Source organism: Acidovorax sp. Root217 (assembly GCF_001428645.1).
Classification (GTDB): Bacteria; Pseudomonadota; Gammaproteobacteria; order Burkholderiales; family Burkholderiaceae_C; genus Acidovorax.
This window is the reverse complement of the sequence record NZ_LMIH01000012.1, coordinates 556,646-582,033: the sequence shown is the minus strand read 5'-3', so window position 1 is coordinate 582,033 and position 25,388 is coordinate 556,646. Positions and strand designations below refer to the sequence as shown.

Genomic DNA, 25,388 nt, shown 5'->3' with positions numbered 1-25,388 from the left:
CCACCGCCACCTGCAGATTTACTGCTTGACCACGTCAGCCCCGGCGGGCGGCTTGAACTGGAAGGTGCCGGCCGGCAGCGCCGCATTGGCCTGCATGCCCGTGAAGCGGATGGCCGAGCGCTGGCCGAAGCTGTCCAGGATATCCAAGGCCGCGAGCTGCTCGCCCGCAAACCCCACGCGCACGCTCTGCAGCTGCCCGTCCTTGGCCTTGGGGCGTGCCAGCACCCACTGCAGGCCGTCGGCCTCGGGCGCGGCCTCGAGCGTGAAATCGGCCTTGAGCGCCGACAGGTCGGGTGCCGATGCCAGCAAGGCCGCAGGCGTGGTGCCCAGGGCCTGGGCCTGGGCGCGCTGCGTCACCTGGTTCAGGTCCACGTCATGCAGCCACAGGGTCTGGCCGTCTGCCACGATGGTCTGCTCAAAAGGCTTCTTGTAGACGAACTTGAAGCGCCCGGGGCGCTGGAACTCGAACGAGCCGCTGGAGTTCTTGGTGCGCGCCGTTTGCCCCTCCTTGGGCGGCGAGGTCACCACCTGGGTGAAATCGGCACGGCCCGTCTGGGTGCTCTTCATGAACGCTTCCAGGCTCTTGAGTCCGTCCGCGCTGGCCCACTGGGCACTGGCGGCGATCACGATGGCTGTCACAATTTTTTTCAACAAAAGCTCCTGTCTGTGGGGGTTGCCGGCTACCCAACGCCTGTTGCGCAACCGGTGCGCCGCTTACTCGGGGCGCGCGGGCACCAGCACTTCGCGCTGGCCGCTGGTGGTCAGGCCGCTGACCAGGCCCGCCTTCTCCATGTCCTCCAGCAGGCGCGCGGACCGGTTGTAGCCGATGCGCAGCTTGCGCTGGACGTAGGAGATGCTGGCCTTGCGGTCCTTGAGGACCACTTCCACGGCCTGGTCGTACATGGGGTCTTTTTCACCCCCTTCACCGCCACCGCCCTCCCCTGACAGATCCCCGTCGCCGTCCACAGTTCCACCTTCGAGCACCCCCTCTATGTAGTCCGGCTCCCCTTGTTCCTTGAGGTAATGGACGACACGGTGGACTTCCTCGTCCGAGACGAAGGCGCCATGCACCCGGATCGGCAGGCCGGTGCCGCTGGCCATGTAGAGCATGTCGCCCATGCCCAGCAGGGCCTCGGCGCCCATTTGATCGAGGATGGTGCGGCTGTCGATCTTGCTGCTGACCTGGAAGGCGATGCGGGTCGGGATGTTGGCCTTGATCAGGCCGGTGATCACGTCCACGCTGGGGCGCTGCGTGGCCAGGATCAGGTGGATGCCGGCGGCACGCGCCTTCTGCGCCAGGCGCGCGATCAGCTCTTCGATCTTCTTGCCCACCACCATCATCAGGTCGGCCAGCTCGTCGATCACCACCACGATGTGCGGCAGGCGCTGCAGTGGCTCGGGCTCCTCGGGCGTGAGGCTGAAGGGGTTGTAGATGAACTCCTCGCGCGCCTTGGCCTCGTCGATCTTGACGTTGTAGCCGGCCAAGTTGCGCACCCCGAGCTTGCTCATGAGCTTGTAGCGGCGCTCCATCTCGGCCACGCACCAGTTCAGGCCGTTGGCGGCCTGCTTCATGTCGGTGACCACGGGGGCCAGCAGGTGCGGAATGCCCTCGTAGACCGACATTTCCAGCATCTTCGGGTCGATCATCAGGAGGCGCACGTCGCGCGCCTCGGCCTTGTACAGCAGCGACAGGATCATGGCGTTGATCCCCACCGACTTGCCCGAGCCGGTGGTACCGGCCACCAGCACGTGCGGCATCTTTGCCAGGTCAGCCACCACCGGGTTGCCCACGATGTCCTTGCCCAGGCCCATGGTGAGCATGCTCTTGGCCTCGTGGTAGACCTGCGAGCCCAGAATCTCGGACAAGCGGATCGACTGGCGCTTGGCATTGGGCAGTTCCAGCGCCATGAAGTTCTTGCCGGGGATGGTCTCCACCACGCGGATGGACACCAGGCTCAGCGAGCGCGCCAGGTCCTTGGCCAGGCCCACGATCTGCGAGCCCTTCACACCGGTGGCGGGCTCGATCTCGTAGCGCGTGATCACCGGGCCGGGCATGGCCGCCACCACGCGCACCTCCACGCCGAAATCCTTGAGCTTCTTCTCGATCAGGCGGCTGGTCATCTCCAGCGTCTCGGGCGCTACCGTCTCCTGGCGCTGCAGCGGACCATCGAGCAGGTCCACCATCGGCAGTTTGCTGTCGGGCATCTCGGTGAACAGGGGCTTTTGCCGCTCCTTGACCACGCGGGCGCTCAGCGGCGGGTCGACCAGGATCGGCTCGATGATCTGCACCGGTTGGGGGTGGTGCTCCTCGCTCTCGGTCTTCTCTTCCAGCACCACCACGGCGCGCTCACGCGCGGCCTTGCGGCCCACGGCCACATCCTTGGCCACCTCGCGCTGCGTGCGGCGCGACTGCACCAGCGCATCGATGCGCCCACCCAGCACCTCGGCCACATGGCCCCAGGAGAAACGAAACACCAGCGCAGCGCCCAGCACTGCGAGCACGATACACAGCAGGGCCGACCCCGTGAAGCCCAGCCACTTGACGCTGGCCGGCCCCGTGAGGAAGCCGAGCACCCCACCGGCGTGGCCAGGCAGCAGCGATTCGAAGCGGTACAGGCGCGACCATTCGAGTGCGGTGCTGGCACACATCAGCACCACCAACCCACCCCAGAACAGGCCGCGGCGCGCCATGGGGCTCACGGCGCCAGGCAGCACCTCGCCGCCGCGCATCCAGCGTGCCAGGGACGACAGCCACGAGCGCACGCCCGCCGCCACGCACCACCAGACGGAGAAACCCAGGGCGAAGTAGCTGCCGTCGGCCAGCCAGGCACCGATGCGCCCGGCCCAGTTGAGCACGGCACGCGAGTCCGAGGGCCCCGAGGACGACCAGGCGGCGTCCTGCGCCGAGTAGCTGACCAGCGCCAGCAGCCAGAAAACCAGGGCCAGCAGGCCCAGCACCAGGCCGATTTCATGCCCGAAGCGGGCCGCTCCCGTGCGGGGCGGCGACTTCGCGGCGGACGATGCGTTCAGGGTATTGAGTGAATAGGTCATAAGGAGCCGGGCAAGCTTACCCCAAGCACCGCCCGGAACCGGCGCGCAGGATCAGCCCAGCGCGTCCAGGCGGTCCTTGAGCACGGTAGCGCCGGTGGGCAGCACCTCGATGAAACCGCGCTCCTCCAGGTCCTTCATGACCCGGCTGACCATCTCGCGCGAGGCGCCGACCATCTTGGCCAGGTCCTGGCGCGAGATCTTGTCGCGGATGATGCGCTGGCCCTGGGCATCGGTGACCGCGAAATCCAGGAGCGCATGGGCCACGCGGCCGTACACGTCCAGCAGGGCCAGGGATTCGATCTTGCGGTCGGCATGGCGCAGGCGCTTGACCAGGCCGCGCATGACCACCAGCGACATGGAGGCGTTCTCGGTCAGGCAGCGCGCGAACTCCGTGCGCCCGAGCATCAGCACGTCGGTCTGCACCTCGGCGCGCACCGTGGCGGAGTGCGGTTCGTTGTCGATGATGCTCATCTCGCCCAGGTAGTCGCCCTGCGCCAGGTTGGCCAGGATCACCTCGCGGCCCCGGCTGTCGGTCGTCAGCACGCGCGCCCGCCCGGTGAGCAGGATGAACAGTGCGTTGGATTTTTGCCCCTGCTCGACCAGCGCCTCCCCGCGCTTGAAGCGCTTCTTGACCACGGCGCCACTGATCACCTCGGCCTGTGCCACGGTGAGCAGCGAGAACAGCGGTACCCGGCGCAGCAGGTCCAGGTTGGACAACATCGTTGACATGGAAACTTCTCCTCTCAAAAAGGTGCGGCTCCACCGGTGCCGCAGCGGGGTTATCACAGGGGCGCGCCATCGCACTCCCTGATGGGTTCTTACAATCGCCGTGATTGAAAATGGGCCTGCGTGTGAAGACCGTGCGCAGTTGATACTTGGCGCCCTGCCCCCCAGCTTTCCCAACAGCGCCCCGTGCAGCGGGCGCAAAACACAGGCTTTTACCATGTCTACCACCCAACACGCGAAAGTTCTGATCCTCGGCTCCGGCCCGGCCGGCTACAGCGCAGCGGTCTACGCCGCCCGTGCCAACCTCAATCCGGTGTTGATCACCGGCATGTCCCAGGGTGGCCAGCTGATGACCACAACGGAGGTCGACAACTGGCCCGCCGACGTGCATGGCGTGCAGGGTCCGGAGCTAATGCAGCGCTTTCTGGAGCATGCCGAGCGCTTCAAGACGCAGATCATCTTCGACCACATCAACAAGGTCGACTTCAGCAAGCGCCCGTTCACCCTCACCGGTGACAGCGGCACCTACACCTGCGACGCGCTGATCCTGGCGACCGGCGCTTCGGCCAAGTACCTGGGCCTGCCCTCCGAAGAAGCCTTCATGGGCCGGGGTGTGTCGGGCTGCGCCACCTGCGATGGTTTCTTCTACCGCGACAAGCCCGTGGCCGTGGTCGGCGGCGGCAACACGGCCGTCGAAGAAGCGTTGTATCTTTCCAACATCGCCAGCAAGGTCACCGTGGTGCACCGCCGCGACAAGTTCAAGGCCGAGCCCATCCTGGTGGACAAGCTCAACGAGAAGGTCGCCGCCGGCAAGATCGAGCTCAAGCTGTTCAACACGCTGGACGAGGTGCTGGGCGACGCCACCGGCGTGACCGGCATCCGCATCAAGAGCACCAAGGACGGCAGCACCGAGGACATCACGCTACACGGCTGCTTCATCGCCATCGGCCACTCGCCCAACACCGACATCTTCCAGGGCCAGCTGGAGATGGAAGGCGGCTACATCATCACGCAGGGCGGGCTCAAGGGCTTTGCCACGCAGACCAGCGTGCCGGGCGTCTTCGCGGCCGGCGACGTGGCAGACCATGTGTACCGCCAGGCCATCACCAGCGCCGGCACGGGCTGCATGGCCGCGCTCGACGCCCAGCGCTTTCTCGAACAGCAGGACTGAAAACCGCCACCCGGGACGCAATTTGACGCCCCGGCGCGCGGGCCGCTATAATCCGAGGCTTTCCTGAATTCAGGCGGGTATTTTCGTACCCGCTTTTCCTGCAGGCAAAAATCCAATCGGGCCGGCCACATCGGTCTGCCCGGGGTTACCGCCACCCTTTCTGGCGAGGTGAGGTCGCAAGCTGTGCTTTTGGGAAACATCCCGCGAGCACGCAGCGAACGGCCGTTAAAAAGTATCGGAGTGTCCTCATGGCACGCGTCTGCGACGTAACGGGCAAGAAGCCCATGGTCGGGAACAATGTTTCCCACGCCAACAACAAAACCAAGCGCCGGTTCCTGCCGAACCTGCAATACCGCCGTTTCTGGGTCGAGACCGAAAACCGCTGGGTTCGCCTGCGCGTTTCGAGCGCTGCCCTGCGTTTGATCGACAAGAACGGTATTGACTCGGTGCTCGCAGACCTGCGCGCACGTGGCCAGGCTTAAGGAGAAACACCATGGCAAGCAAAGGCGGACGCGACAAGATCAAGCTGGAATCCACTGCGGGTACCGGTCACTTCTACACCACGACCAAGAACAAGAAGACGATGCCTGAAAAGATGCTGATCATGAAATTTGATCCCAAGGCACGCAAGCACGTCGAATACAAGGAAATCAAGCTGAAGTAATTCAGCGCTGGTTCTCCCCGAAAAAGCCGCCCGGCAGTCTGCCTGGCGGCTTTTTCTTTGGCTGCACGCAGCAGGCCGTCAGGCGGCCTGCCGAAGGGCCCGGACCTGCCCGTGCAGCAGGCGCCCGAGTTCGCCGTAGGCCCACTCCACCTCAGGCGAGAACGGCAGGCCGCAGCTCAGGCGCAGAAAGCCCTCGTACCGCCCCGAATTGGAGAAGATGGGCCCCGGCGCCACGCGGATGCCCAGGGCCAGCGCCTGCTCGAACAGCAGCGACGAGGACACGCCTGCGGGCAGCTCGATCCACAGGCTGAGCCCGCCGGGCGGCACGGACAGGCGCGTGCCCTGCGGAAAATGCCGCGCCACCATCTGCACGCCGCGCTCGCGCTGCACCCGCAGCGCACTGCGAAAGCGGCGCAGGTGGCGTTCGTGCGCGGCAGTGCCCACGGTGCGTGCCGCCAGCAACTGGGACCAGACCTGCATGTTGCGCGTGCGGGCGAATTTGAGGATCTGGATGCGGTCATGCCACCACCCCCCATTCATCCACCCCTGGCGCAGTCCCGGCGCCAGGGTCTTGTTGAAGGACACGCAGTAGATCACCTGGCCCGTCTCGCCCCAGGCCTTGAGCGGGCGCTGGAGCTCGGGCACATCGACCAGCTCGCGGTAGATATCGTCCTCGATCAGCGCCAGCCCGTGGCGCCGGCAGAACGCCACCAGCCGCTCCTTGTGGCTGTCGGGCATGAGCGCGCCATTGGGCATCTGCAGGTGCGGCACGACGACCACGGCCTTCAGGCGGGGCTCGTGCTGCACGGCCAGCTCCAGCGCATCGAGCGAGATGCCGGTGCGCGAGCTGCTGGGGATCTCCAGCGCGCGCAGGTTCTGCGTTTCCACGGCCTGCAGCACGCCATAGAAGGTGGGGGATTCCACCGCCACCACATCGCCGCGCTCGGTCACCGCCGCGAGCGCCAGATTCACCGCATCCGAGTTGCCCAGCGTGGCCATCACGTCCTGTGGCGCCACGTGGACGCCTACTTCCAGCGCCTGCCGGGCCATCACGGCCTGGAACAGCGGGTGCGTGCCGGGCCGCGAATGGCCCTGCACCAGCACGTCGGGAAACTCGCGCAGCAGCGCGGCGCCCACCCGGTTGAGGGTGAGGTGGTCGAAGAGTTCGGGCGCGGGCATGGCGGCCCCCAGGTCCACGCGCACCTGCGCGCGCCGCCCCTGCTCCAGCCACAGCGAAATACGTTCGTTGATGCCCGCGAACTGGGTGCCATCGATCTGCTGCACCGGGCAACAGGGGTCGGGTTCGCTGCTGTGGTCCAGCAGGTGCACCTGCGGGTCCTGCACGAAGTAGCCGACCCGGGGGCGCGCCTGCACGCTACCCTGCTCCTCCAGGGTGCGCAGCGCCTGCAGCGCGGTCGAAAGGCTCACCCCGTGGCGCTGCATCAGCTCGCGCACCGACGGCATGCGCGCACCGGGCAGCAGCACACCCTGGGCCACCGCCTGCTGGTAGTGGTCGGCCAGTTGGCGGTACAGGGGAAGGTTCGCTGTGGATGTGACGGGCATGGCCTGCCCATGATGCGCCCGAACCGCCAACCAGAACAGATACAGGACTACCGAAAACCGACCAGAACAGAGCAAAAATCAATCCGCTGCTCTGCATCCCCCAGCCGGTTTCTGTGCCTGTTGCGATGCAGGCTGCCACCCTACGCTGGAGGCATGAAACAGCACCACCACTCCACCCCCTCCTTCGCGGCCAGCGGCGGCCCGCCGCAGGTCCTGCACCTGCCACTGGCCGCTGGCCAGGGCCGCCTCGTCTGGCTGGACGCGGGCTGCGAACTGCGCAGCCTCTCGGGCACGGCCCTGCTGCAAAGCACGGCGCCGGGCCACCTGGGTGCCGCGCCTCCGGCCTGCCTGCCACCCCATGCGGCCTGGCGCAGCCCGCAGGGCATGTGGGTGGGCGTTCAGGCCCAGGGGTCGTCACCCGCCGCGCTCACACTGACCATGCCAGCGGGCGCCGACCTCACGCAGCCTGCCGAATCACCGGGGGCCCATGAAAAAAGCCGCCCAGGGCACGGGGCCCTGCAGCGGCTTTGGCGCAGCCTGAGGAAACTGCTCGTCAGGCGCGCGCAGCCCGCAGGCTGATCGAGAAATCACGCAGCGCGGCAATGCCGCTCTCTTCGGCCCGGCGGCACCAGGCCTGCAGGTCGGCGGTGAGCTGCTCGCGCGACTGCGTGGTGTTGAGCCACAGCTGGCGCAGCTCTTCGCGCATGGTCACCATCTTGTCCAGGGCCGGATGGGCGGCACGCACCTGGGCCAGCTGGGGCAAGGCACCGGCGGGCACCTTCTCGGCGTCGCGGTGCAGCCAGCGCTTGGCGGCCTTGAGCACCGAGGCGTCGGCCTGGCGGGCCTGCAGCGCGGCGATCTCTTCCCTGCACGCCTGGCGCACGCCGCGGGCATAGCCGGCCATGACCTCGTAGCGGTTGGCGATCAGCGCCTCCAGCGTCTTCTCGTCGGCCACGGGCTTCACGTCGCCGCGTTGCAGCTTGGGCGGCACCTTCTTCACGGTGGCCCAGCCGATGGACTTCATCAGGCTGATGTAGGCCCAGCCAATGTCGAACTCGTAGGGCTTGACCGAGAACTTGGCCGAGGTGGGGTAGGTGTGGTGGTTGTTGTGCAGCTCTTCGCCACCGATGACCAGACCCCAGGGCGAGAGGTTGGTGCTGGCGTCCTGCGCCTCGAAATTGCGGTAGCCCCAATAATGGCCCACACCATTGACCACACCGGCGGCCCAGAACGGGATCCAGAGCATCTGCACGGCCCAGACGGCGGCGCCCACGGCACCGAACAGCGCCAGATTGAGCACCAGCATCAGGCCCACGCCCTGCCAGCTGAAGCGGGTGTAGACGTTGCGCTCGATCCAGTCATCGGGCGTGCCGTGGCCAAACTTCTTCATGGTCTCGAGGTTCTTCGACTCCGCGCGGTAGAGCTCGGCGCCACGCCACATCACGGTATCGAGGCCGCGCGTCTGCGGGCTGTGCGGGTCGTCCACGGTCTCACACTTGGCGTGGTGCTTGCGGTGGATGGCCACCCACTCCTTGGTCACCATGCCGGTGCCGAGCCACAGCCAGAAACGGAAAAAATGCGAAGGAATCGCGTGCAGGTCCACCGAGCGGTGGGCCTGGGCACGGTGCAGAAAGATGGTGACCGCCGCAATGGTGATGTGCGTGGTGGCCAGCGTGTACAGAACGATCTCCCACCAGGCGAGATTCCACAGGCCATGGCCGAGCCAGTCGATGGCCGCATTCAGTACAACCCAGTCGGGTAACAGCATATTCAACAGAACCTTGTACAAAGTACCCGGCCACCAGCGATGGCGGGTACAGCGATTTTAAAGCGCGGCCCCTCTTTTTGATTAGAGGTTATCCACAGTATCCAGAGTGAATTGGCCCCTGCGTCGCCTGGACGACAAGGCCAGGCAACCCCTCTGCCAGAACGAGCACTCGCCCAAGACCGTCGAAACTGGCGCGGCCCAAGCCAGTGCCCCCGCGCAAGGGCCGCCCCGCCGCGCCGGGGGCGTCCCCCTCCCGACTCGCACAGCGAGTCGAGAGAGGGGTGAAGGCGCGAAGCGCCTCAGGGGGTGCCTATTTTCTAGTCCAGACCGCAGCAAAGAACCCGTCTGTCTTGTGGATATGGGGCCACAGGCGCAGATAACCAGTGCCCAAGGCACCGCCACTGCACAATTTTTCAGCACCCTCCACCTTGAGCTGCGCGAGGGTTTCGCCTGCATTCAGCGGCACGAAATCAGGGTGGGCGGCACTGAAGGCCTCGGCAATCGACTCGTTCTCCTGCGGCAGGATGCTGCAGGTGGCATACACCAGCCGGCCACCGGATTTGAGCAGGCGTGCGGCGCTGGCAAGGATGGCGGTTTGCTTGGCCACGAGCTCTTCGACCGATTGGGGCGACTGGCGCCACTTGAGGTCGGGGTTGCGGCGCAGGGTACCGAGGCCCGAGCACGGCGCATCGACCAGCACCCGGTCGATCTTGCCGGCCAGGCGCTTGATGCGGTCGTCGCGCTCGTGCGCGATGGCGGCCGGGTGCACGTTCGACAGCCCGCTGCGCGCCAGGCGCGGCTTCAGGGCGTCGAGCCGGTGGCCCGAGACGTCAAAGGCGTACAGGCGACCGGTGTTGCGCATGGTGGCACCGATGGCCAGCGTCTTGCCGCCCGCTCCGGCACAGAAATCGACGACCATCTCGCCGCGCTTGGCATCGAGCAGCAAGGCCAGCAACTGCGAGCCTTCGTCCTGCACTTCCACGGCACCGCGGGTGAAGACGTCGAGCTTAGCCAGCGCCGGCTTGCCGTCAATGCGCAGGCCCCAGGGCGAGTAGGGCGTGGCCACGGCCTTGATGCCGGCCTTGGCCAATTCCTTTTGCACATCGGCGCGCTTGTCCTGCAGGGCATTGACGCGCAGGTCCAACGGCGCGGCGTTCGACAGGCTTTCCACCAGCGGCCAGAAACCGGTGCCCAACTGGTCCTTGAGGGGCTGCACCAGCCATTCGGGCAAATTGTGGCGGTGGCGCTCCATCAGGTCGTCGACCGTGACGCCATCGCACTGGTCCAGCCACTTGCGCTCCTGGTCGGTCAGGGCGCCCTCCAGAAAATCGCGCGGGCCGTAAAAGCCCAAAATGGCCAGGCGGCGCTCCTTGGGGCCGGAGCCCGAGGGCGCCATGTGGTCGAACAGCAACTTCTTGCGCAGCACGGTGTAGACCGTTTCGGCCAGCGTGGCGCGTTCGCGTGGCCCCAGGCCCCGGTTGTCACGGAAAAAGCGCGAGACCACCGCGTCGGCGGGGTGTTCAAAAGTGAGGGTGAGCCTGACGAGTTCGGCACAGGCGTCGAGAAGAACTTTGGGATGCATCCCCCGATTGTCCCACTGTGGCCCCAACGCCCGCTTTTACGGCATCAGCTACCTTCAATCAGCGGGTAAACACGGGATCGAATGCCGAGCGCTGGATTTCCTTGAGCGTGGGCGATTCACCGGCCCAGAGCACCAGCGCCGGGCCGGGCAAGCCGAGCTGGCGCTCCATGGCGCGGCACAGCTGGTAGCGGCTGCCGTCGTCCAGGTCGGGCAGGTCCACGAAGACCAGGTAGGCGCGCCGCTGCGGGTGTTCGCGCAGGTTCTTGCGCACCAGCCAGCAGCGCTCCACGTCGGCATAACGCACCAGCTCGGCCTGCAGTTCTTCGAGCTCGAACGGGCTCAGGTCGTGGCGCGTGGTCTGGCTGAAGAACGAGGTGCCCGAAAGCTCCTCCCAGGCGCGCTCCTCGGACTCCTGCGCGCGCTCCAGGCGCTTGCGCCACTGCTTGAAGGCCGTGGCGTCGTGGTCATAGCCAATGCGCGGGGTTTCGAGCTCGGCCAGGGCCGTGCGTGCGGTCCAATAGCGGTCGCTGCTGCCGGCCTCCCACAGGCGGTGCAGCAGGGCCATGCGGCCCTCGCGGTCGTCGGCGGGCAGGCTCTGCACCAGGCCGCGCAGGGCACCGGGGTGGTCGGTGCTGCGCTGCAGTGCCGTGGCGTAGAGGCCGCGCACGTCGGCCCGTGGGTCCAGGTGGCGCTGCAGGCGAGCCAGCTCCACCAGTTCTGCGGCGCTGGCCTGGGGCATGCCCGCCTGCAGGGTCTGCGCCCGGTCGCGCACCCGGCCCAGCCAGCCGTGGTGGCGCTTCCATTCACTGGCGTTGTCGCGGCACCACTGCTTGTCGAAATGCGCCACCCAGCGCTTGGCCTCGGGGCCCAGCAGGGCCAGCGCACTGCCGCGCGACCACTCGGCAGGCACGGTGGGCACCGCATCCAGCGACTCGATGCGGTCGCGCAGGCCCGGGTGGGTATCGTCCACATTGCTGATGCGCTTGAGCGCCTGGCGCAGGGCATCATTGGCAAAGGCCGCATCCGGCACTTCGGCCAGGCGCTTGCGCATGGCGCGGTAAGGCCCCACCGGCAAGGGATTGCCGGCTGCGGCGCACCAGTGGTCACCCCAGAAGGTGCTGTGCAGCCATTCTCCGCGCACCTCGATCTCGATCAGCGCGGCCGCCGTGATATCGCGCCCCAGCAGGCGGCCTGCGATGCGATCGGCTTCGTACTCGTCCTGGCGCGCCAGCGCAAAGGTCTTGGCGACGAAGCGCGGGAAATACCAGCGCATGAAGGCCTGGGTGGCCACGGCCACGGCGCCTTCATCGTCTTCGAGGCTGCTGTTCAAACGCATCCAGGTCAGCCGGGTGCGGTAGATCCAGGCCGCAAAACGGCCATGGTCGCCCCGCAGGTGTCCGTACTCGTGCGCGAGCACGGCCAGAAAGCGCGGCCGGTCCAGCGCCAGCAGCAGCGGCAGGCCGATGGTCAGGTAGTTCACCGCCCCGCCCAGCAGCCCGTAGCGGGGCAGTTGCTGGATGCTGGCATTGAATTCGTCGTTCAGGTACACATGGTGGATGGGCGGGCCCTTGATCTTGCGGCGCATGCGCTCGAGCGCCTCGAACAGCTCGGGGGCCTCCTGCGCGGTGATCTCCATGCCCTTGGGCTCGTCCACGCGCACCCACAGCGCGCGGATACTCACCCACAGCAGGCTGGCCGCACCCAGCAGCACCAACACCAGCACCAGCCGGAACCGGCCATTGAACAGCTGCGGTATCACCCAGGCGATCAGGCCGGCCCCCACGGCCAGGCAACCGAGCACCCAGGCATAGCCCAGCGCGGCGAACGCAGCCACGCCGAGCCGATAACGGCGGCTGTTGTCGGCGCTGGCATGCTCGCTCATGCGCACCAGGTGCACAAAATCTGCCTGATCCACTGGATTTCCCCCTCAACCTTGTTTTTTGACCACCTGCCATCCTAACCAACATGACCGACGACGACCTGCCCCAAATCACCCCCACCCCACCCGGCCTGTACCGGCACTACAAGGGCATGCTGTACGAGGTGATCGACACCGTGCGCCACAGCGAAACCCTGGAGCCCATGACGCTGTACCGCGCACTGTACGGCCAGCGCGGCCTGTGGGTACGCCCGGCGGCCATGTTCGCCGAGGAGGTGCTGATCGAGGGCCGCATGCGCCCGCGCTTCGAGAAATGCGCCGACGAGGCTTTGCCCCCACCGTCGGCACCGGCCTGATCGCCAACCTGCACAACCGCACGGGGCCAAAACGCCGAACTGGCCGGCAATCATCCGCCAGTTCGGCAGATGGATGCCGCCATTGTGTCCCCATGGACACAAACAGTACAAACCGCCTTGACCTGGCCTTTGAAGAATGGGATCCGGGCCGTTGCCGGCATTGTTCGCCACTTCGGGGAGCACGGGCCGCAGCCCGCAACCCTTGGAAGGAACGACGATGACGAGCATCAGTAGCGTCAGCAGTGCCTGGTCCAGTGCAAGTGTGCAGCGGGCGCCACGCCCGGGGCCCTCGCCGGAGCGGCTGCTGGCCAAAATAGACGCCGACGGCAGCGGCGGCGTGAGCGGTACCGAACTGCAGGGCCTGCTGGACGATGTGGCCAAGAAGACCGGCGTGAGCAGCCAGGCCAGCGCTGCCGACCTGGTCCAGCAGTACGACAGCGACGGGGACGGCAGCCTCAATGCCGACGAGCTGGGCAAGACGATGCACAGCGCCATGCCCCCACCGCCCTCGACCATGGCCTTTGCCCAGTCGCGCAGCGACAGCGGCAGCAGCACGGGTGCCACAGGCCAGGCTGGCGACGACCTGTTCGGCAAGGTGGACAGCGATGGCGACGGCGCAGTCAGCCAGACCGAGCTGCAGGCCTTGCTGGAGAAGATGTCCGGCGGCACGGCCAGCAAGACGGGTGTCAGCAGCGACGAACTGTTCAGCCAGCTCGACGCGGACGGCGACGGCAGCCTTTCGGAGGCCGAATTCGACGCCGGCCGGCCGTCGGGCGACGTCGGTGGCGGTGCCGTGGGCGGCATGCCCCCGCCGCCGCCCGGTGGGCCTGGCGGTCCCGGCGGGGCCTCGGCCAGCAGCGGCACCACCTACGACCCGCTCGATACCAACGAGGACGGGGTGGTGTCCGCCGCAGAGCAGGCTGCGGGTGCCGCCCAGACGGACGCCATCACGGCACTGTTCAAGACCATCGACACCGACGGCGACAGCAGTATCAGCAGCGAGGAGGCCCGCTCCTTCATCGACCAGTTGACCAGCCAGCTCACCAGTGTCAGCAACACCGATACCGGTGGCCAGACCACGGACAGCGGGCAGAAGACGGACCTGATGAAACTGGCCCAATTCGCACGCAGCCAGTACGAGGCGGCTGCGGGATCCTGGTCGAGCACCGGCAGCACGCTGAGCGCGCTGGCCTGACAACAGAAAGGCATGGGGAACGGCGGGCAGGGAACGGGCTTGCACCCCCATGCCGCACTGTCCTACAGCCCGGGCGCTATGCCCGGGTTATCTTGGGAGCCATCACCCACAACGTCCCATGCTGCCACGGGTTGAACGCGGAAATGACCCGCCAGTCCAGGCTGGGAGCACTGCACGCCTCGCGCCTTGTGCGCATGGCACGGAGCAAACCATGGACTATCTATTGCAAGGAATGTTCAGCGAAAAGTCGCTGAGCAAGGTCGTCGGATTTTTCCTCCGGGAGGCCGATGCGGACATTGCCGTGCGCCGGTTGCTGCGGCTGCCTGGCATGGAGCCCGGCCAGGTCCGGCTGCTGGGGCCACAGCACGCGGACCTGCGCAACCGCGATCTGCTCAGCCGGGCACTGGAGCCAGAAGCCCACGGAGTGTTCACCACCCTGGTGCGTACCCATGCCATCGCCGGCATGGTGGGCACCGTGCTTTGCCTCATGGCGTTTGGCTACCTGATCGCCACCCATGAACCCGCCGTATTGAACAACCCCTTGCTGGCCTTCCTCGCCATCGTGGGTTTCGGTACCACCTTCGGCCTCATGCTGGGGGCGCTGAACGCGCTGCGGCCCGACCGCGTCTGGGTCGTGAACCGGGTGCGGTCAGCGCTGCGCAAGCGCCAATGGGTGGTGGTGGCCCACCCGAGCGATTCGCACCAGGCGGCACTGGCCCAGGATCTGCTGGACAGCAGTGAAGCGCAGGTGGTGCGCAGCCTGTAGTCCGGGATTACGCCAGGGCCGCCACGAAGGCCCGCACGGCACGCGGGTAGATCACATGCTCCTGCGCCTGCACACGCGTGGCCAGCGTCTCGGCCGTGTCCCCTGGCAGCACGGGAACCACGGCCTGGTCCAGGATGGGGCCCACGTCCAATTCGTCCGTCACCTGGTGCACCGTCACGCCCGCGACCTTGCAGCCCGCGTCGATCGCGCGCTGGTGGGTGTTCAGGCCCGTGAAGGCGGGCAGCAGGGACGGGTGGATGTTAATCAGCCGGCCCGCATAGCGCGCCACGAACCCCGGGGTGAGAATGCGCATGAAGCCGGCCAGCACCACCAGGGAGGGTTCGTACCGGTCGACGGCCTGCGCGAGCGCGGTGTCGAAGGCCACGCGGCTGTCGAAGGCCTTGTGGTCGAGCGCCTCGGTGGCGATGCCTTCGCTGCGGGCAAACGACAGGCCCGCCGCGTCGGCCTTGTTGCTCAGCACGGCCGCCACCCGGGCGCCGTACCGGCGGGCCCAGTCTTCCTGTTGCGCGGTGCGCACGATGGCCGCCATGTTGGAACCGCTGCCGGAGATCAAAATCACGATGTTCTTCATAAATTGCCACGGATTATCCCAGCCATGCCCTTCGAACCCGCAAACCGACCCCTGACCGCGAACGAGGCCCGCGTGCTGGCCACGCTGATGGAGAAAGCCCGCACCGTGCCCGACAGCTACCCGATGTCGCTCAACGGCCTGCTCACCGGCTGCAACCAGAAGACCAGCCGCGAGCCGGTGATGACGCTGAGCGACGCCGAGGCGCAGGAGGCCCTCGACTCCCTGCGCCAGCTGACCCTGGCATTCGAAACCAGCGGCAACCGCACCACGCGCTGGGAGCACAACTTCCAGCGCGGCGTGGGCGTGCCCGAGCAATCGGCGGTGCTGCTGGGCCTGTTGATGCTGCGCGGCCCGCAGACGGCGGGCGAGCTGCGCATCAACGCCGAGCGCTGGTACCGCTTTGCCGATATCTCCTCTGTCGAGGCCTTCCTGGACGAGCTGCAGGAGCGCAGTGCCGAGAAAGGCGGCCCGCTGGTGGTGTTGCTGCCGCGCGCACCGGGCGCACGCGAGCCACGCTGGACGCACCTGCTGTGCGGGCCGGTGGACACCAGCAGCAGTGCTGCCGCGCCCGCCACGGGCGGGGCAACCGGGGCACTGCAATCGCGTGTGGCGGCGCTGGAGACCGAGGTGGCCGGTCTGCGCGCCACGGTGGAACGGCTGTGCGCCGAGCTGGGCATCGAGCCGGTGGCGCCGGCGATGTCGCCACCCGGACAGGAATAAAACGAACGACCGTGCTACAAACACGACTTCTCAGGAGACAAGCCGCATGGATCTCGCATTCACCCCCGAAGAACAGGCCTTCCGCGACGAAGTTCGCGCATGGGTCCACAGCAATCTGCCGCCCGCCATTTCCCACAAGGTGCACAACGCCTTGCGCCTGACCCGTGACGACCTGCAGGGCTGGGCCAAGATACTGGGCAAGAAGGGCTGGCTCGGCTTTGGCTGGCCCAAGGAGTTCGGCGGCCCCGGCTGGACCGCCGTGCAAAAGCACCTGTTCGAAGAAGAGTGCGCCCTCGCCGGCGCACCGCGCATCATCCCCTTCGGCCCCGTGATGGTGGCCCCGGTGATCATGGCCTTCGGCAATGCCGAGCAGCAAAAGCGCTTTCTGCCCGGCATCGCCAGCGGCGAAGTCTGGTGGAGCCAGGGCTACAGCGAACCGGGCTCGGGCTCGGACCTGGCCTCGGTCAAGACACGCGCCGAGCGCGTGGGCGACAAGTACATCGTCAACGGCCAAAAGACCTGGACCACGCTGGGCCAGTATGGCGACTGGATGTTCAACCTGGTGCGCACCAGCACCGAGGGCAAGCCGCAGACCGGCATCTCCTTCCTGCTTTTGGACATGAAGTCGCCCGGTGTCACCGTGCGCCCGATCAAGCTGCTCGACGGCGAGTGCGAGGTCAACGAGGTGTTCTTCGACAACGTCGAAGTGCCGGCCGAGAACCTGATCGGTGAAGAGAACAAGGGCTGGACCTACGCCAAGCACCTCTTGAGCCACGAGCGCACCAACATCGCCGACGTGAACCGCAGCAAGCGCGAACTCGAGCGCTTGAAGCGCATCGCCAAGGCCGAAGGCCTGTGGGACGATGCGCGCTTTCGCGACCAGGTGGCCCTGCTCGAAGTGGACATCGTGGCCCTGGAAATGCTGGTGCTGCGCGTGCTCTCGGCCGAGAAATCGGGCAAAAACTCGCTCGACATCGCCGGCCTGCTCAAGATCCGCGGCAGCGAGATCCAGCAGCGCTACGCCGAACTGATGATGCTGGCCGCCGGCCCCTTCGCCCTGCCCTTCATTGAAGAGGCCATGGAAGCCGGCTGGCAAGGCGACTTTCCTGGCGGCGAGGTGGCCAACGCGCCCCTGGCATCGACCTACTTCAACCTGCGCAAGACCACCATCTACGGCGGCTCGAACGAAGTGCAGCGCAACATCGTGGCGCAGACGGTTCTGGGCTAAGGAGACAAAAACATGGATTTCGACTTCTCTGACGACCAGGAACAGCTGCGCGACGCCGTGCGCAAATGGGTGGACAAGGGCTACACCTTCGAGCGCCGCCGCGCGGCCGTGGAGGCCGGCGGCTTCTCGCGCGAGGCCTGGACCGAACTGGCCGAGCTGGGCCTGACGGCGCTGACCGTGCCTGAAGACAACGGCGGCCTGGGCCAGACCGCCATCGACGCCATGGTGGTGGCCGAGGAACTGGGGCGCGGCATGGTGCTCGAGCCCCTCGCCCAGGCCTTCATCGCCAGCGCCGTGCTGTCGCAGTACGGCACTGCCGAGGTGCAGGGCGCCTGGCTGCCCCGCGTTGCCAGCGGCGAAGCCCTGGTGGTGCTGGCCCAGCAGGAGCGCAAGGCGCGCTACCGCCTGGATGTGTGCGATGCCAAGGCCACGGCAGCCGCCGGTGGCCACACCGTGACCGGCACCAAGAGCATCGTCGCTGCGGGCGACCAGGCCGACGCCTTCCTGGTGCCCGCCCAGCTGGACGGAAAGATCGCGCTGTTCCTGGTGGAGCGCTCTGCCAGCGGCGTGGCCACCAAGGGCTACGTGACGCAGGACGGCAGCCGCGCCGCCGAAGTGCAACTGGCCAACGCCCCCGCCACCCTGGTGACCACCGACGGCCTGGCCGCGCTGGAACTGGCCGTGGACACCGGCATTGCCGCCACCTGCGCCGAGGCCGTGGGCGTGATGGACAAGACCGTGGCCGCCACGGTGGAGTACATGAACCAGCGCAAGCAGTTCGGCGTGCTGATCTCGAGCTTCCAGGCGCTGCGCCACCGCGTGGCCGACATGAAGATGCAGCTCGAACTGGCCCGCTCGATGAGCTACTACGCCAGCCTCAAGCTGGGCGCGCCTGCCGCCGAGCGCCGCGCCGCCATGGCGCGCGCCAAGGTGCAACTGGGCCAGTCCATGCGCTTCGTGGGCCAGCAGTCGGTACAGCTGCACGGCGGCATCGGCGTGACCGACGAGTACATCGGTAGCCACTACTTCAAGAAGCTCACGCAACTCGAAATGACCTTTGGCGACACGCTGCACCACCTCGGTGAAGTGTCGGCCCGCATGCAGGACACGGCCGGCGTGTTTGCCTGAGAACAACTGACGCAAGGGCGTAACACCCATCGATCATGCTCGTGGATTTGACCGATCCGCGGGCATTTTTTATTTCCTGAGAAGAACACCATGATGATGATTCCCCTGCAACGCCGGTTCGCACTGATCGCCGCAGCCACTGCCGTGATGGCCCTCGCCGGCTGCGCCACGCAAGGCCCTTCACAGCAGGCGTTGCCCCCCATCGTCTTCGTGCACGGCAATGGCGACACGGCTGCGCTGTGGCAGACCACGGCCTGGCGATTCGAGTCCAACGGCTGGCCGCGCGAGCGCCTGCACGCCATCGACGTGCCCTACCCGATCAACCGCGACGACGACACCAAGGCCCAACCCGGCCGCACTTCGGCCGCAGAGCACATGGCCTATCTCAAGGCCGAAGTGGACAAAGTGCTCAAGGCCACGTGCGCGCGCAAGGTCGTGCTCATGGGCAACTCGCGCGGCGGCAATGCCATCCGCAACTACATCCAGAACGGCGGCGGCGAGCAGACCGTGAGCCACGCCATCCTGGGCGGCACGCCCAACCACGGGGTGTGGGCGATTCCCGGTTTTCGCGAAGGCAGCGAGTTCGCAGGCACCGGCCCCTTCCTCAAAGGCCTGAACGCGCCCAAGAACGCCGCAGGCGACGAAGTCACCGGGCCTGTGCAGTGGATGACCGTGCGCTCGGACAGCAACGACAAGTTCGCCCAACCCGACGGCCTGTGGATCGGCCAGAAGGGAACGGCCACCAACGTCACCGCGGCAGGCCCCGAACTCAAGGGCGCGACCAACGTGGTGATCCCGCGCATCGACCACCGCGAGACCTCGTTTTCACCCGCCGCGTTTGCGGCGGCCTACCAGTTCATCACCGGCAAGGCCCCTGCGGCCACCGCCATCGCCAGAGAAGCGCGCGTGGCGATCTCGGGCAAGGTCACCGGCCTGGGCGTGGACCCGCTGGACGCCAAAACCGGCAATTTCAGCAACAACCTGCCCCTGCCCGGCGCGCAGCTGGAGGTGTATACCACCGACCCGGCCACGGGTGCACGCTCTGGCAATGCCCTGCTGCGCACCACCGTAGGCGCCGACGGACAGTGGGGTCCCCTGGTCGTGCCCACCGGCGCCCCGCTCGAATTCGCCATCGCCGCGCCCGGCTACGCCACCACCCACATCTACCGCAGCGGCTTTCCGCGCAGCAGCACCCTCGTGCACCTGCGCGCCGAACGCATCGCCGACGCCGATAAGACCGCCGCCAGCGTGGTGACCATGACCCGCCCCCGCGGCTACCTGGACCCGGCGCGCGACCAGATGCTGTTCGACGGCGTGCCGCCCGTGGGCGTGCCCGCAGGCGCCGGCGCCGCATCGGCCAAGATCAAGCCCGAGGGCCCTCAGCGCAGCGTGGCCGCGCAATTCAATGGGGAGCGCGTGGTGGGACAGACCTGGCCGGCAGCCAGCGGGCACCTGGTGTTTCTGGAACTGACGTACTAAGGAATTGGCGGTGGCAGGTATCCGTATTCCTCTCAGCGCCCCACCAAGAGGGGTCAAGACGGCCCCGATGGCTAGGCGCTCCGTCGCAGACAGTACTGAAAGTACGGCAAGACGGAGCAACGACGCCAGCGGGGTCGTATTGGCCGCTCCGCCAACTACGCCAACAGACGCGAGGACTTGGGGACGTGGGCCATCAAGAATTCCATCTGGTCTGCAAGAATTCTTCTGTTGCGCAGGATGAAGTCTTCCCACAGGCTGGGCACATAGGGCGCGTAAAGCAGCGGCATGTGCGCCTGCTCCGGTGTGCGCGGGCCCTTCCTGTGGTTGCAGGGCCGGCAGGCCGTCACCACATTCATCCAGTGGTCCTGCCCGTTGCGGGCAAAGGGCACGATGTGCTCGCGCGTGAGGTTGTCTTCGTGGAAGTGCCCGCCGCAGTAGGCGCACACGTTGCGGTCGCGCACGAAGAGCTTGCTGTTGGTCAGGCCCGGCTTGAGATCGAAGGGGTTGATGCTGGGCACACCCTTGGTACCGATGATGCTGTTGATGGCAATCACCGATTGTTCGCCCGTGACGGCGTTGTAGCCACCCCGAAAGCGCGCGATGTGGCCGCCGGACTCCCAGCGCACCTCCCCCGCGGCGTAGTGGATGACCGCCTGCTCCAGCGATATCCACGACTGGGGCAGCCCCTGGGCTGACAGCTTCAAGACCTTCAAAACACGCCTCCTGGAACAAGAATGAACACAAGGAATCGGAACGCGGATGTCTCGCGGACCCCACTGCGCTGTGAAGTCCGTAGTACACAATATACTCTGTTTTCATGACAGATTGGCGTCTGGTGCTTTACCCATCGGCCCAAGCTGCTATCAAAAAGATAACAAAGCAATGAAGATCTTCCGCGGATTCCACCACCCCGGCATCGCCCGTGCCTGCGCGCTGACCATCGGCAACTTCGATGGTGTGCACCGGGGCCACCAGGCCATGCTGGCCCTGCTCAACAGCGAGGCCGCCCACCGCGGGGTGGAGAGCTGCGTGCTGACCTTCGAGCCCCACCCGCGCGACTACTTTGCCGGGGCCCTGCACAAGCCGGAGCTGGCGCCCGCGCGCATCGGCACACTGCGTGACAAGCTCACCGAGCTCGCGCGCTGTGGCGTGCAGCAGACGGTGGTGCTGCCCTTCGATGCACGGCTGGCGGCCCAGTCGCCGCAGGCCTTCATCGACGAAGTGCTGATGAAGGGCCTGGGCGCGCGCTATGTGCTGGTGGGCGACGATTTCCGCTTCGGCGCCCAGCGCGCGGGCGACTACGCGCTGCTCGATGCCACGGGCCAGGCCAGTGGCTTCGACGTGGCGCGCATGAACAGCTACGAGGTGCACGGGCTGCGCGTGTCGAGCTCGGCCGTGCGCCAGGCGCTGGGCCGGGGCGACATGGAGGCCGCCGCCCGCCTGCTGGGCCGGCCCTACACGATATCGGGCCACGTGGTGCATGGCCGCAAGCTCGGGCGCGAACTGGGGGCCACGGCCGAGGGTGCGGGCGACGGTTTTCGCACGCTGAACCTGCGCTTTGCCCACTGGAAACCCGCTGCCAGCGGCATCTTTGCCGTGTTGGTGCATGGCCTGGGCGAGTTCCCATTGCAAGGCGTGGCCAACCTGGGCGTGCGCCCTTCGCTGGACCCCGACGACGTGAACGGCGGGCGCGTATTGCTGGAGACGCACTGCCTGCAATGGCCCGCCGATCTGGGGGCCGAAGGGGCGTACGGTAAAATCGTGCGGGTGGAACTGCTGCACAAACTGCACGACGAGCTCAAATACGACGGTCTGGATGCCCTGACGACGGGCATTGCCAAGGACTGTGCGGACGCGCGCGCCTATTTCGCGTCGGCCCACGCACCCACCAACCACACCGAGACCCGGCGCCAGACCACGCGCGACCGAATTTGAGGGGGCTGCCTGCGCAGCGCCTGCCCCGCAGGCCCGACACCTCTCCACGCCTCCTCTTTTCCCGCTTTGCTCCGGGCCTGCCCCGGATTGCCCCGTTTTAAGGCTCCCCCATGTCCGACAACGCCAGTACCACCGAATCCACCGCCCCGGATTACCGCAGCACCCTGAACCTGCCCGACACCCCCTTTCCCATGCGCGGCGACCTGCCCAAGCGCGAGCCGGGCTGGGTCAAGGAGTGGGAGGACAAGGGCCTGTACAAGCGCCTGCGCGACGCACGCTGCGGCGCGCCCAAGTTCATCCTGCACGATGGCCCGCCCTATGCCAACGGCCAGATCCACATGGGCCATGCGGTCAACAAGATCTTGAAGGACATGATCACCAAGGCGCGCCAGCTCGAAGGCTTCGACGCGCTGTACGTGCCCGGCTGGGACTGCCATGGCCTGCCGATCGAGAACGCCATCGAGAAGAAGCACGGCCGCAACCTGAGCCGCGACGACATGCAGGCCAAGAGCCGCGCCTTTGCCACCGAGCAGATCGCGCAGCAGATGGGCGACTTCCAGCGCCTGGGCGTACTCGGCGAATGGGACAACCCCTACAAGACCATGAACTTCGCCAATGAGGCGGGCGAGATCCGGGCCTTCAAGCGCGTGATGGAGCGCGGCTTCGTCTACCGCGGCCTCAAGCCCGTGTACTGGTGCTTCGACTGCGGCAGCTCGCTGGCCGAGTTCGAGATCGAATACGCCGACAAGAAGAGCACCACGCTGGACGTGGCCTTCAAGGCGCACGAGCCCGCGAAGCTGGCGGCCGCCTTCGGCCTGCCGGCGCTGGCCAAGGACGCCTTCGTGGTGATCTGGACCACCACCGCCTGGACCATCCCCGCCAACCAGGCGCTGAACCTGAACCCCGCGCTGACCTATGCGCTGGTGGACACCGAGCGCGGCCTGCTGGTGCTGGCCGAGTCGCTGGTGGAGGACTGCATGGTGCGCTACTGCCTGACCGGCCAGGTGCTGGCCACGGCCCTGGGCGAAAAGCTCGGCGGCCTGGAGTTCGAGCACCCGCTGTATGACGTCGATGCCGGCTACCGCCGCCTGTCGCCCGTGTACCTGGCCGACTACGCCACGGCCGACGACGGCACCGGTATCGTGCACTCCTCGCCCGCCTACGGGCTGGAGGATTTCAACTCCTGCGTGTCCCACGGCCTGGCGCTCGACGACATCCTGAACCCCGTGCAAGGCAACGGCACCTACGCGCCGGACTTCCCGCTGTTCGGCGGCCAGCACATCTGGAAGGCCGTGCCGGTCGTCATCGAGGCGCTGCGCGACGCCGGCCGCCTGATGGCCACCAAGGAGATCACGCACAGCTACCCGCACTGCTGGCGCCACAAGACGCCGGTGATCTACCGCGCCGCAGCCCAATGGTTCATCCGCATGGACGAAGGCGAAGGCGTGTTCACCAAGGACAAGGCCGAGAAGACGCTGCGCCAGACGGCGCTGGACGCCATCGAGCACACGAGCTTCTACCCCGAGAACGGCAAGACCCGCCTTCACGACATGATCGCCGGGCGGCCCGACTGGTGCATCTCGCGCCAGCGCAGCTGGGGCGTGCCCATCCCGTTCTTCCTGCACAAGGACTCCGGCGAGCTGCATCCGCGCACCATGGAGATCATGGACCAGGCGGCCGACATCGTCGAGAAGGGCGGCATCGAAGCCTGGAGCCGTGTGACGCCCGAAGAGATCCTGGGCGCCGAGGACGCGGCCTGCTACACCAAGAGCACCGACATCCTGGAGGTGTGGTTCGACTCGGGCTCGACCTTCTTCCACGTGCTGCGCGGCACGCACCCCGGCGTGCACCACGACACCGGCCCCGAGGCCGACCTGTACCTGGAAGGCCATGACCAGCACCGCGGCTGGTTCCACAGCTCGCTGCTGCTGGCCAGCGCGCTCGAAGGCCGCGCGCCCTACCGCGGCCTGCTGACCCACGGCTTCACCGTGGACAGCCAAGGCCGCAAGATGAGCAAGTCGCTGGGCAACGGCATCGATCCGCAGGAGATCAACAAAAAGCTGGGCGCCGAGATCATCCGCCTGTGGGTGGCCGCGAGTGACTACTCGGGCGACATCGCGGGCGACGAGAAGATCCTGGCGCGCGTGGTCGACGCCTACCGACGCATCCGCAACACGCTGCGCTTCCTCTTGGCCAACGTGAGCGATTTCGACCCCGCCACCGACACCGTGCCGTTCGACCAGATGCTGGAGATCGACCGCTACGCCCTGACGCGCGCGGCCGAGTTCCAGGCCACCGTGCTCGCGCACTACAAGGTCTACGAGTTCCACCCCGTCGTGGCCAAGCTGCAGCTGTACTGTTCGGAAGACCTGGGCGGCTTCTACCTCGACGTGCTCAAGGACCGCCTGTACACCACGGCGCCCAAGAGCCTGGCGCGCCGCAGTGCGCAGACCGCGCTGTACCAGATCACGCATGCCATGCTGCGCTGGATGGCGCCGTTCCTGTCGTTCACCGCCGAAGAGGCATGGAAGGTGTTCGGCAAGTCCGACTCCATCTTCGTGGAGACCTACGGCTCCATCGCCGGTGGCGACGAAGGCCTGCTGGCCAAGTGGGCGCGCCTGCGCGAGATCCGCGACGTGGTGAACAAGCAGATCGAGGTGCTGCGCGCCGACGGCCAGGTGGGCTCGTCCCTGCAGGCCAGCGTGGTGCTCACGGCAGCGCCCGAGGACCATGCCCTGCTCGCCAGCCTGGGCGATGACCTCAAGTTCGTGTTCATCACCTCGGCCATCGAGCTGGTGGCGGGCGATGCCCTGCAGATCAGCGTCAAGCCCAGCGCCGACGCCAAGTGCGACCGTTGCTGGCACTACCGCGCCGACGTGGGCCAGGATAAGGCCCACCCGACGATCTGCGGCCGCTGCACGAGCAACCTGTATGGCGCCGGCGAGAGCCGGGCGCACGCGTGATGTCGGGCAGCACAACGGCGCCCGCCGGATCTGCCTTGGGCAAAATGTGGCCGTGGCTGGCCTGGGCGGTGGTGATCTTCATCGCCGACCAGGTCACCAAGATGCTGATCCTGGACGCCTACCGGCTGGGAGATGCGACCCCCATCACCAGCTTCTTCAACATCGTGCGCGCGCACAACACGGGCGCGGCCTTCTCGTTCCTGGCGGACGCGGGCGGCTGGCAGCGCTGGGCGTTCACCGGCATCGGTGTGGCGGCCACGGTGTTCATCGTCTGGCAGCTGCGCGCGCACCCCGGACAGAAGCTGTTTTGCTTTGCACTGTCCAGCATTCTGGGTGGCGCGGTGGGCAACGTGGTGGACCGGCTGATGCACGGCTACGTGGTCGACTTTCTGGACTTTTACGCACGCGGCTACCATTTCCCGGCCTTCAACCTGGCCGATTCGGCCATCACCGTGGGTGCGGTCTGCCTGGTGCTGGACGAGTTGCTGCGGATGAAGAAGCCGAAGTAAACCTCTCGCGACTTCATTTTTGAACGGCCCCATCGAGGGCCGTTTTTCATGGGCCTTGGTCACAAGGGCGTCACACGGCTTCGCTCCAATGTAAACGTTTACATTGCAACGAG

At 66.8% G+C, this 25,388-nt stretch carries 23 protein-coding genes; 14 read left to right on the top strand and 9 right to left on the bottom strand.

The window, feature by feature from the left end; translation table 11 throughout:
* Window positions 1–18: 18 nt before the first annotated feature.
* The 3 genes from lolA to ASE31_RS12770 all read right to left on the bottom strand — a co-directional run bounded on the left by lolA (window position 19) and on the right by ASE31_RS12770 (window position 3,780).
* The gene (lolA, locus tag ASE31_RS12780; RefSeq protein WP_057201991.1) at window positions 19–651 is read right to left on the bottom strand and encodes an outer membrane lipoprotein chaperone LolA; all 633 of its coding nucleotides are present in this window, start codon (window positions 649–651) and stop codon (window positions 19–21) included.
* Between the two features lie 63 nt (window positions 652–714).
* Window positions 715–3,051 carry a DNA translocase FtsK gene (locus ASE31_RS12775; RefSeq protein WP_057201990.1) on the bottom strand — a complete coding sequence of 779 codons (2,337 nt, stop codon included), beginning with the start codon at window positions 3,049–3,051 and terminating at the stop codon, window positions 715–717.
* A 51-nt stretch (window positions 3,052–3,102) separates the two neighbouring features.
* Window positions 3,103–3,780, bottom strand: coding sequence for a Crp/Fnr family transcriptional regulator (locus ASE31_RS12770; protein WP_057201989.1), 678 nt, complete (start codon window positions 3,778–3,780; stop codon window positions 3,103–3,105).
* A gap of 214 nt (window positions 3,781–3,994) precedes the next feature.
* Here ASE31_RS12770 and trxB point away from each other — a divergent pair, with 214 nt between their 5' ends.
* The 3 genes from trxB to rpmG all read left to right on the top strand — a co-directional run bounded on the left by trxB (window position 3,995) and on the right by rpmG (window position 5,612).
* On the top strand, window positions 3,995–4,948 hold the full coding sequence (trxB, locus tag ASE31_RS12765) for a thioredoxin-disulfide reductase (RefSeq protein WP_057201988.1): 954 nt from the start codon (window positions 3,995–3,997) through the stop codon (window positions 4,946–4,948).
* Window positions 4,949–5,196: 248 nt separating this feature from the next.
* Complete coding sequence (gene rpmB, locus ASE31_RS12760) at window positions 5,197–5,430, top strand: 50S ribosomal protein L28 (RefSeq protein ID WP_007859763.1); 234 nt, start codon at window positions 5,197–5,199, stop codon at window positions 5,428–5,430.
* An 11-nt stretch (window positions 5,431–5,441) separates the two neighbouring features.
* Window positions 5,442–5,612, top strand: coding sequence for a 50S ribosomal protein L33 (gene rpmG / locus ASE31_RS12755; protein WP_007859760.1), 171 nt, complete (start codon window positions 5,442–5,444; stop codon window positions 5,610–5,612).
* Between the two features lie 78 nt (window positions 5,613–5,690).
* Here the strand turns inward: rpmG and ASE31_RS12750 are convergent, their stop codons facing one another.
* Window positions 5,691–7,175 (bottom strand): PLP-dependent aminotransferase family protein, encoded by a 1,485-nt coding sequence (locus ASE31_RS12750; protein ID WP_057201987.1) that lies wholly within the window; start codon window positions 7,173–7,175, stop codon window positions 5,691–5,693.
* A 153-nt stretch (window positions 7,176–7,328) separates the two neighbouring features.
* Here ASE31_RS12750 and ASE31_RS12745 point away from each other — a divergent pair, with 153 nt between their 5' ends.
* Window positions 7,329–7,754 (top strand): hypothetical protein, encoded by a 426-nt coding sequence (locus ASE31_RS12745; RefSeq protein WP_057201986.1) that lies wholly within the window; start codon window positions 7,329–7,331, stop codon window positions 7,752–7,754.
* On the opposite strand, the gene ASE31_RS12740 is transcribed toward ASE31_RS12745, so the two are convergent.
* From ASE31_RS12740 to ASE31_RS12730, 3 genes are all read right to left on the bottom strand, one after another.
* Complete coding sequence (locus ASE31_RS12740; protein WP_057201985.1) at window positions 7,729–8,943, bottom strand: fatty acid desaturase; 1,215 nt, start codon at window positions 8,941–8,943, stop codon at window positions 7,729–7,731. The genes ASE31_RS12745 and ASE31_RS12740 overlap by 26 nt on opposite strands.
* A 310-nt stretch (window positions 8,944–9,253) precedes the next feature.
* On the bottom strand, window positions 9,254–10,525 hold the full coding sequence (locus ASE31_RS12735) for an RsmB/NOP family class I SAM-dependent RNA methyltransferase (protein WP_057201984.1): 1,272 nt from the start codon (window positions 10,523–10,525) through the stop codon (window positions 9,254–9,256).
* Between the two features lie 58 nt (window positions 10,526–10,583).
* Complete coding sequence (locus ASE31_RS12730; protein ID WP_057201983.1) at window positions 10,584–12,440, bottom strand: M48 family metallopeptidase; 1,857 nt, start codon at window positions 12,438–12,440, stop codon at window positions 10,584–10,586.
* A gap of 50 nt (window positions 12,441–12,490) precedes the next feature.
* Here ASE31_RS12730 and ASE31_RS12725 point away from each other — a divergent pair, with 50 nt between their 5' ends.
* The 3 genes from ASE31_RS12725 to ASE31_RS12715 all read left to right on the top strand — a co-directional run bounded on the left by ASE31_RS12725 (window position 12,491) and on the right by ASE31_RS12715 (window position 14,721).
* Entirely contained in the window at window positions 12,491–12,760 is a 270-nt protein-coding gene (locus ASE31_RS12725; RefSeq protein WP_057201982.1) for a DUF1653 domain-containing protein, read from the top strand.
* A gap of 217 nt (window positions 12,761–12,977) precedes the next feature.
* Complete coding sequence (gene xopAW, locus ASE31_RS12720) at window positions 12,978–13,955, top strand: EF-hand domain-containing protein (protein ID WP_057201981.1); 978 nt, start codon at window positions 12,978–12,980, stop codon at window positions 13,953–13,955.
* 211 nt (window positions 13,956–14,166) lie between these two features.
* Window positions 14,167–14,721, top strand: coding sequence for a hypothetical protein (locus tag ASE31_RS12715; RefSeq protein WP_057201980.1), 555 nt, complete (start codon window positions 14,167–14,169; stop codon window positions 14,719–14,721).
* A gap of 7 nt (window positions 14,722–14,728) precedes the next feature.
* Here the strand turns inward: ASE31_RS12715 and purN are convergent, their stop codons facing one another.
* A complete protein-coding gene (gene purN / locus ASE31_RS12710; protein ID WP_057201979.1) occupies window positions 14,729–15,313 on the bottom strand; it encodes a phosphoribosylglycinamide formyltransferase in 585 nt (194 codons plus the stop codon).
* Window positions 15,314–15,337: 24 nt separating this feature from the next.
* Here purN and ASE31_RS12705 point away from each other — a divergent pair, with 24 nt between their 5' ends.
* The 4 genes from ASE31_RS12705 to ASE31_RS12690 all read left to right on the top strand — a co-directional run bounded on the left by ASE31_RS12705 (window position 15,338) and on the right by ASE31_RS12690 (window position 19,868).
* Window positions 15,338–16,033, top strand: coding sequence for a YceH family protein (locus ASE31_RS12705; protein WP_057201978.1), 696 nt, complete (start codon window positions 15,338–15,340; stop codon window positions 16,031–16,033).
* Window positions 16,034–16,079: 46 nt separating this feature from the next.
* Entirely contained in the window at window positions 16,080–17,261 is a 1,182-nt protein-coding gene (locus tag ASE31_RS12700; RefSeq protein ID WP_057201977.1) for an acyl-CoA dehydrogenase family protein, read from the top strand.
* Window positions 17,262–17,273: 12 nt separating this feature from the next.
* Window positions 17,274–18,389, top strand: coding sequence for an acyl-CoA dehydrogenase family protein (locus ASE31_RS12695; RefSeq protein WP_057201976.1), 1,116 nt, complete (start codon window positions 17,274–17,276; stop codon window positions 18,387–18,389).
* Between the two features lie 96 nt (window positions 18,390–18,485).
* Complete coding sequence (locus ASE31_RS12690; protein WP_082604156.1) at window positions 18,486–19,868, top strand: twin-arginine translocation pathway signal; 1,383 nt, start codon at window positions 18,486–18,488, stop codon at window positions 19,866–19,868.
* Between the two features lie 155 nt (window positions 19,869–20,023).
* On the opposite strand, the gene ASE31_RS12685 is transcribed toward ASE31_RS12690, so the two are convergent.
* Window positions 20,024–20,581 carry an HNH endonuclease gene (locus ASE31_RS12685; RefSeq protein ID WP_057201975.1) on the bottom strand — a complete coding sequence of 186 codons (558 nt, stop codon included), beginning with the start codon at window positions 20,579–20,581 and terminating at the stop codon, window positions 20,024–20,026.
* Window positions 20,582–20,750: 169 nt separating this feature from the next.
* On the opposite strand from ASE31_RS12685, the gene ASE31_RS12680 reads away from it, so the two are divergent.
* From ASE31_RS12680 to lspA, 3 genes are all read left to right on the top strand, one after another.
* Window positions 20,751–21,803: a bifunctional riboflavin kinase/FAD synthetase gene (locus tag ASE31_RS12680; RefSeq protein WP_057201974.1), complete on the top strand. Its 1,053-nt coding sequence runs from the start codon at window positions 20,751–20,753 to the stop codon at window positions 21,801–21,803.
* Between the two features lie 110 nt (window positions 21,804–21,913).
* Window positions 21,914–24,766, top strand: a complete 2,853-nt coding sequence (gene ileS / locus ASE31_RS12675) for an isoleucine--tRNA ligase (protein WP_057201973.1) — start codon at window positions 21,914–21,916, stop codon at window positions 24,764–24,766.
* The gene (gene lspA, locus ASE31_RS12670) at window positions 24,766–25,275 is read left to right on the top strand and encodes a signal peptidase II (protein WP_057201972.1); all 510 of its coding nucleotides are present in this window, start codon (window positions 24,766–24,768) and stop codon (window positions 25,273–25,275) included. The genes ileS and lspA overlap by 1 nt, the downstream gene beginning before the upstream one ends.
* Window positions 25,276–25,388 lie beyond the last annotated feature (113 nt).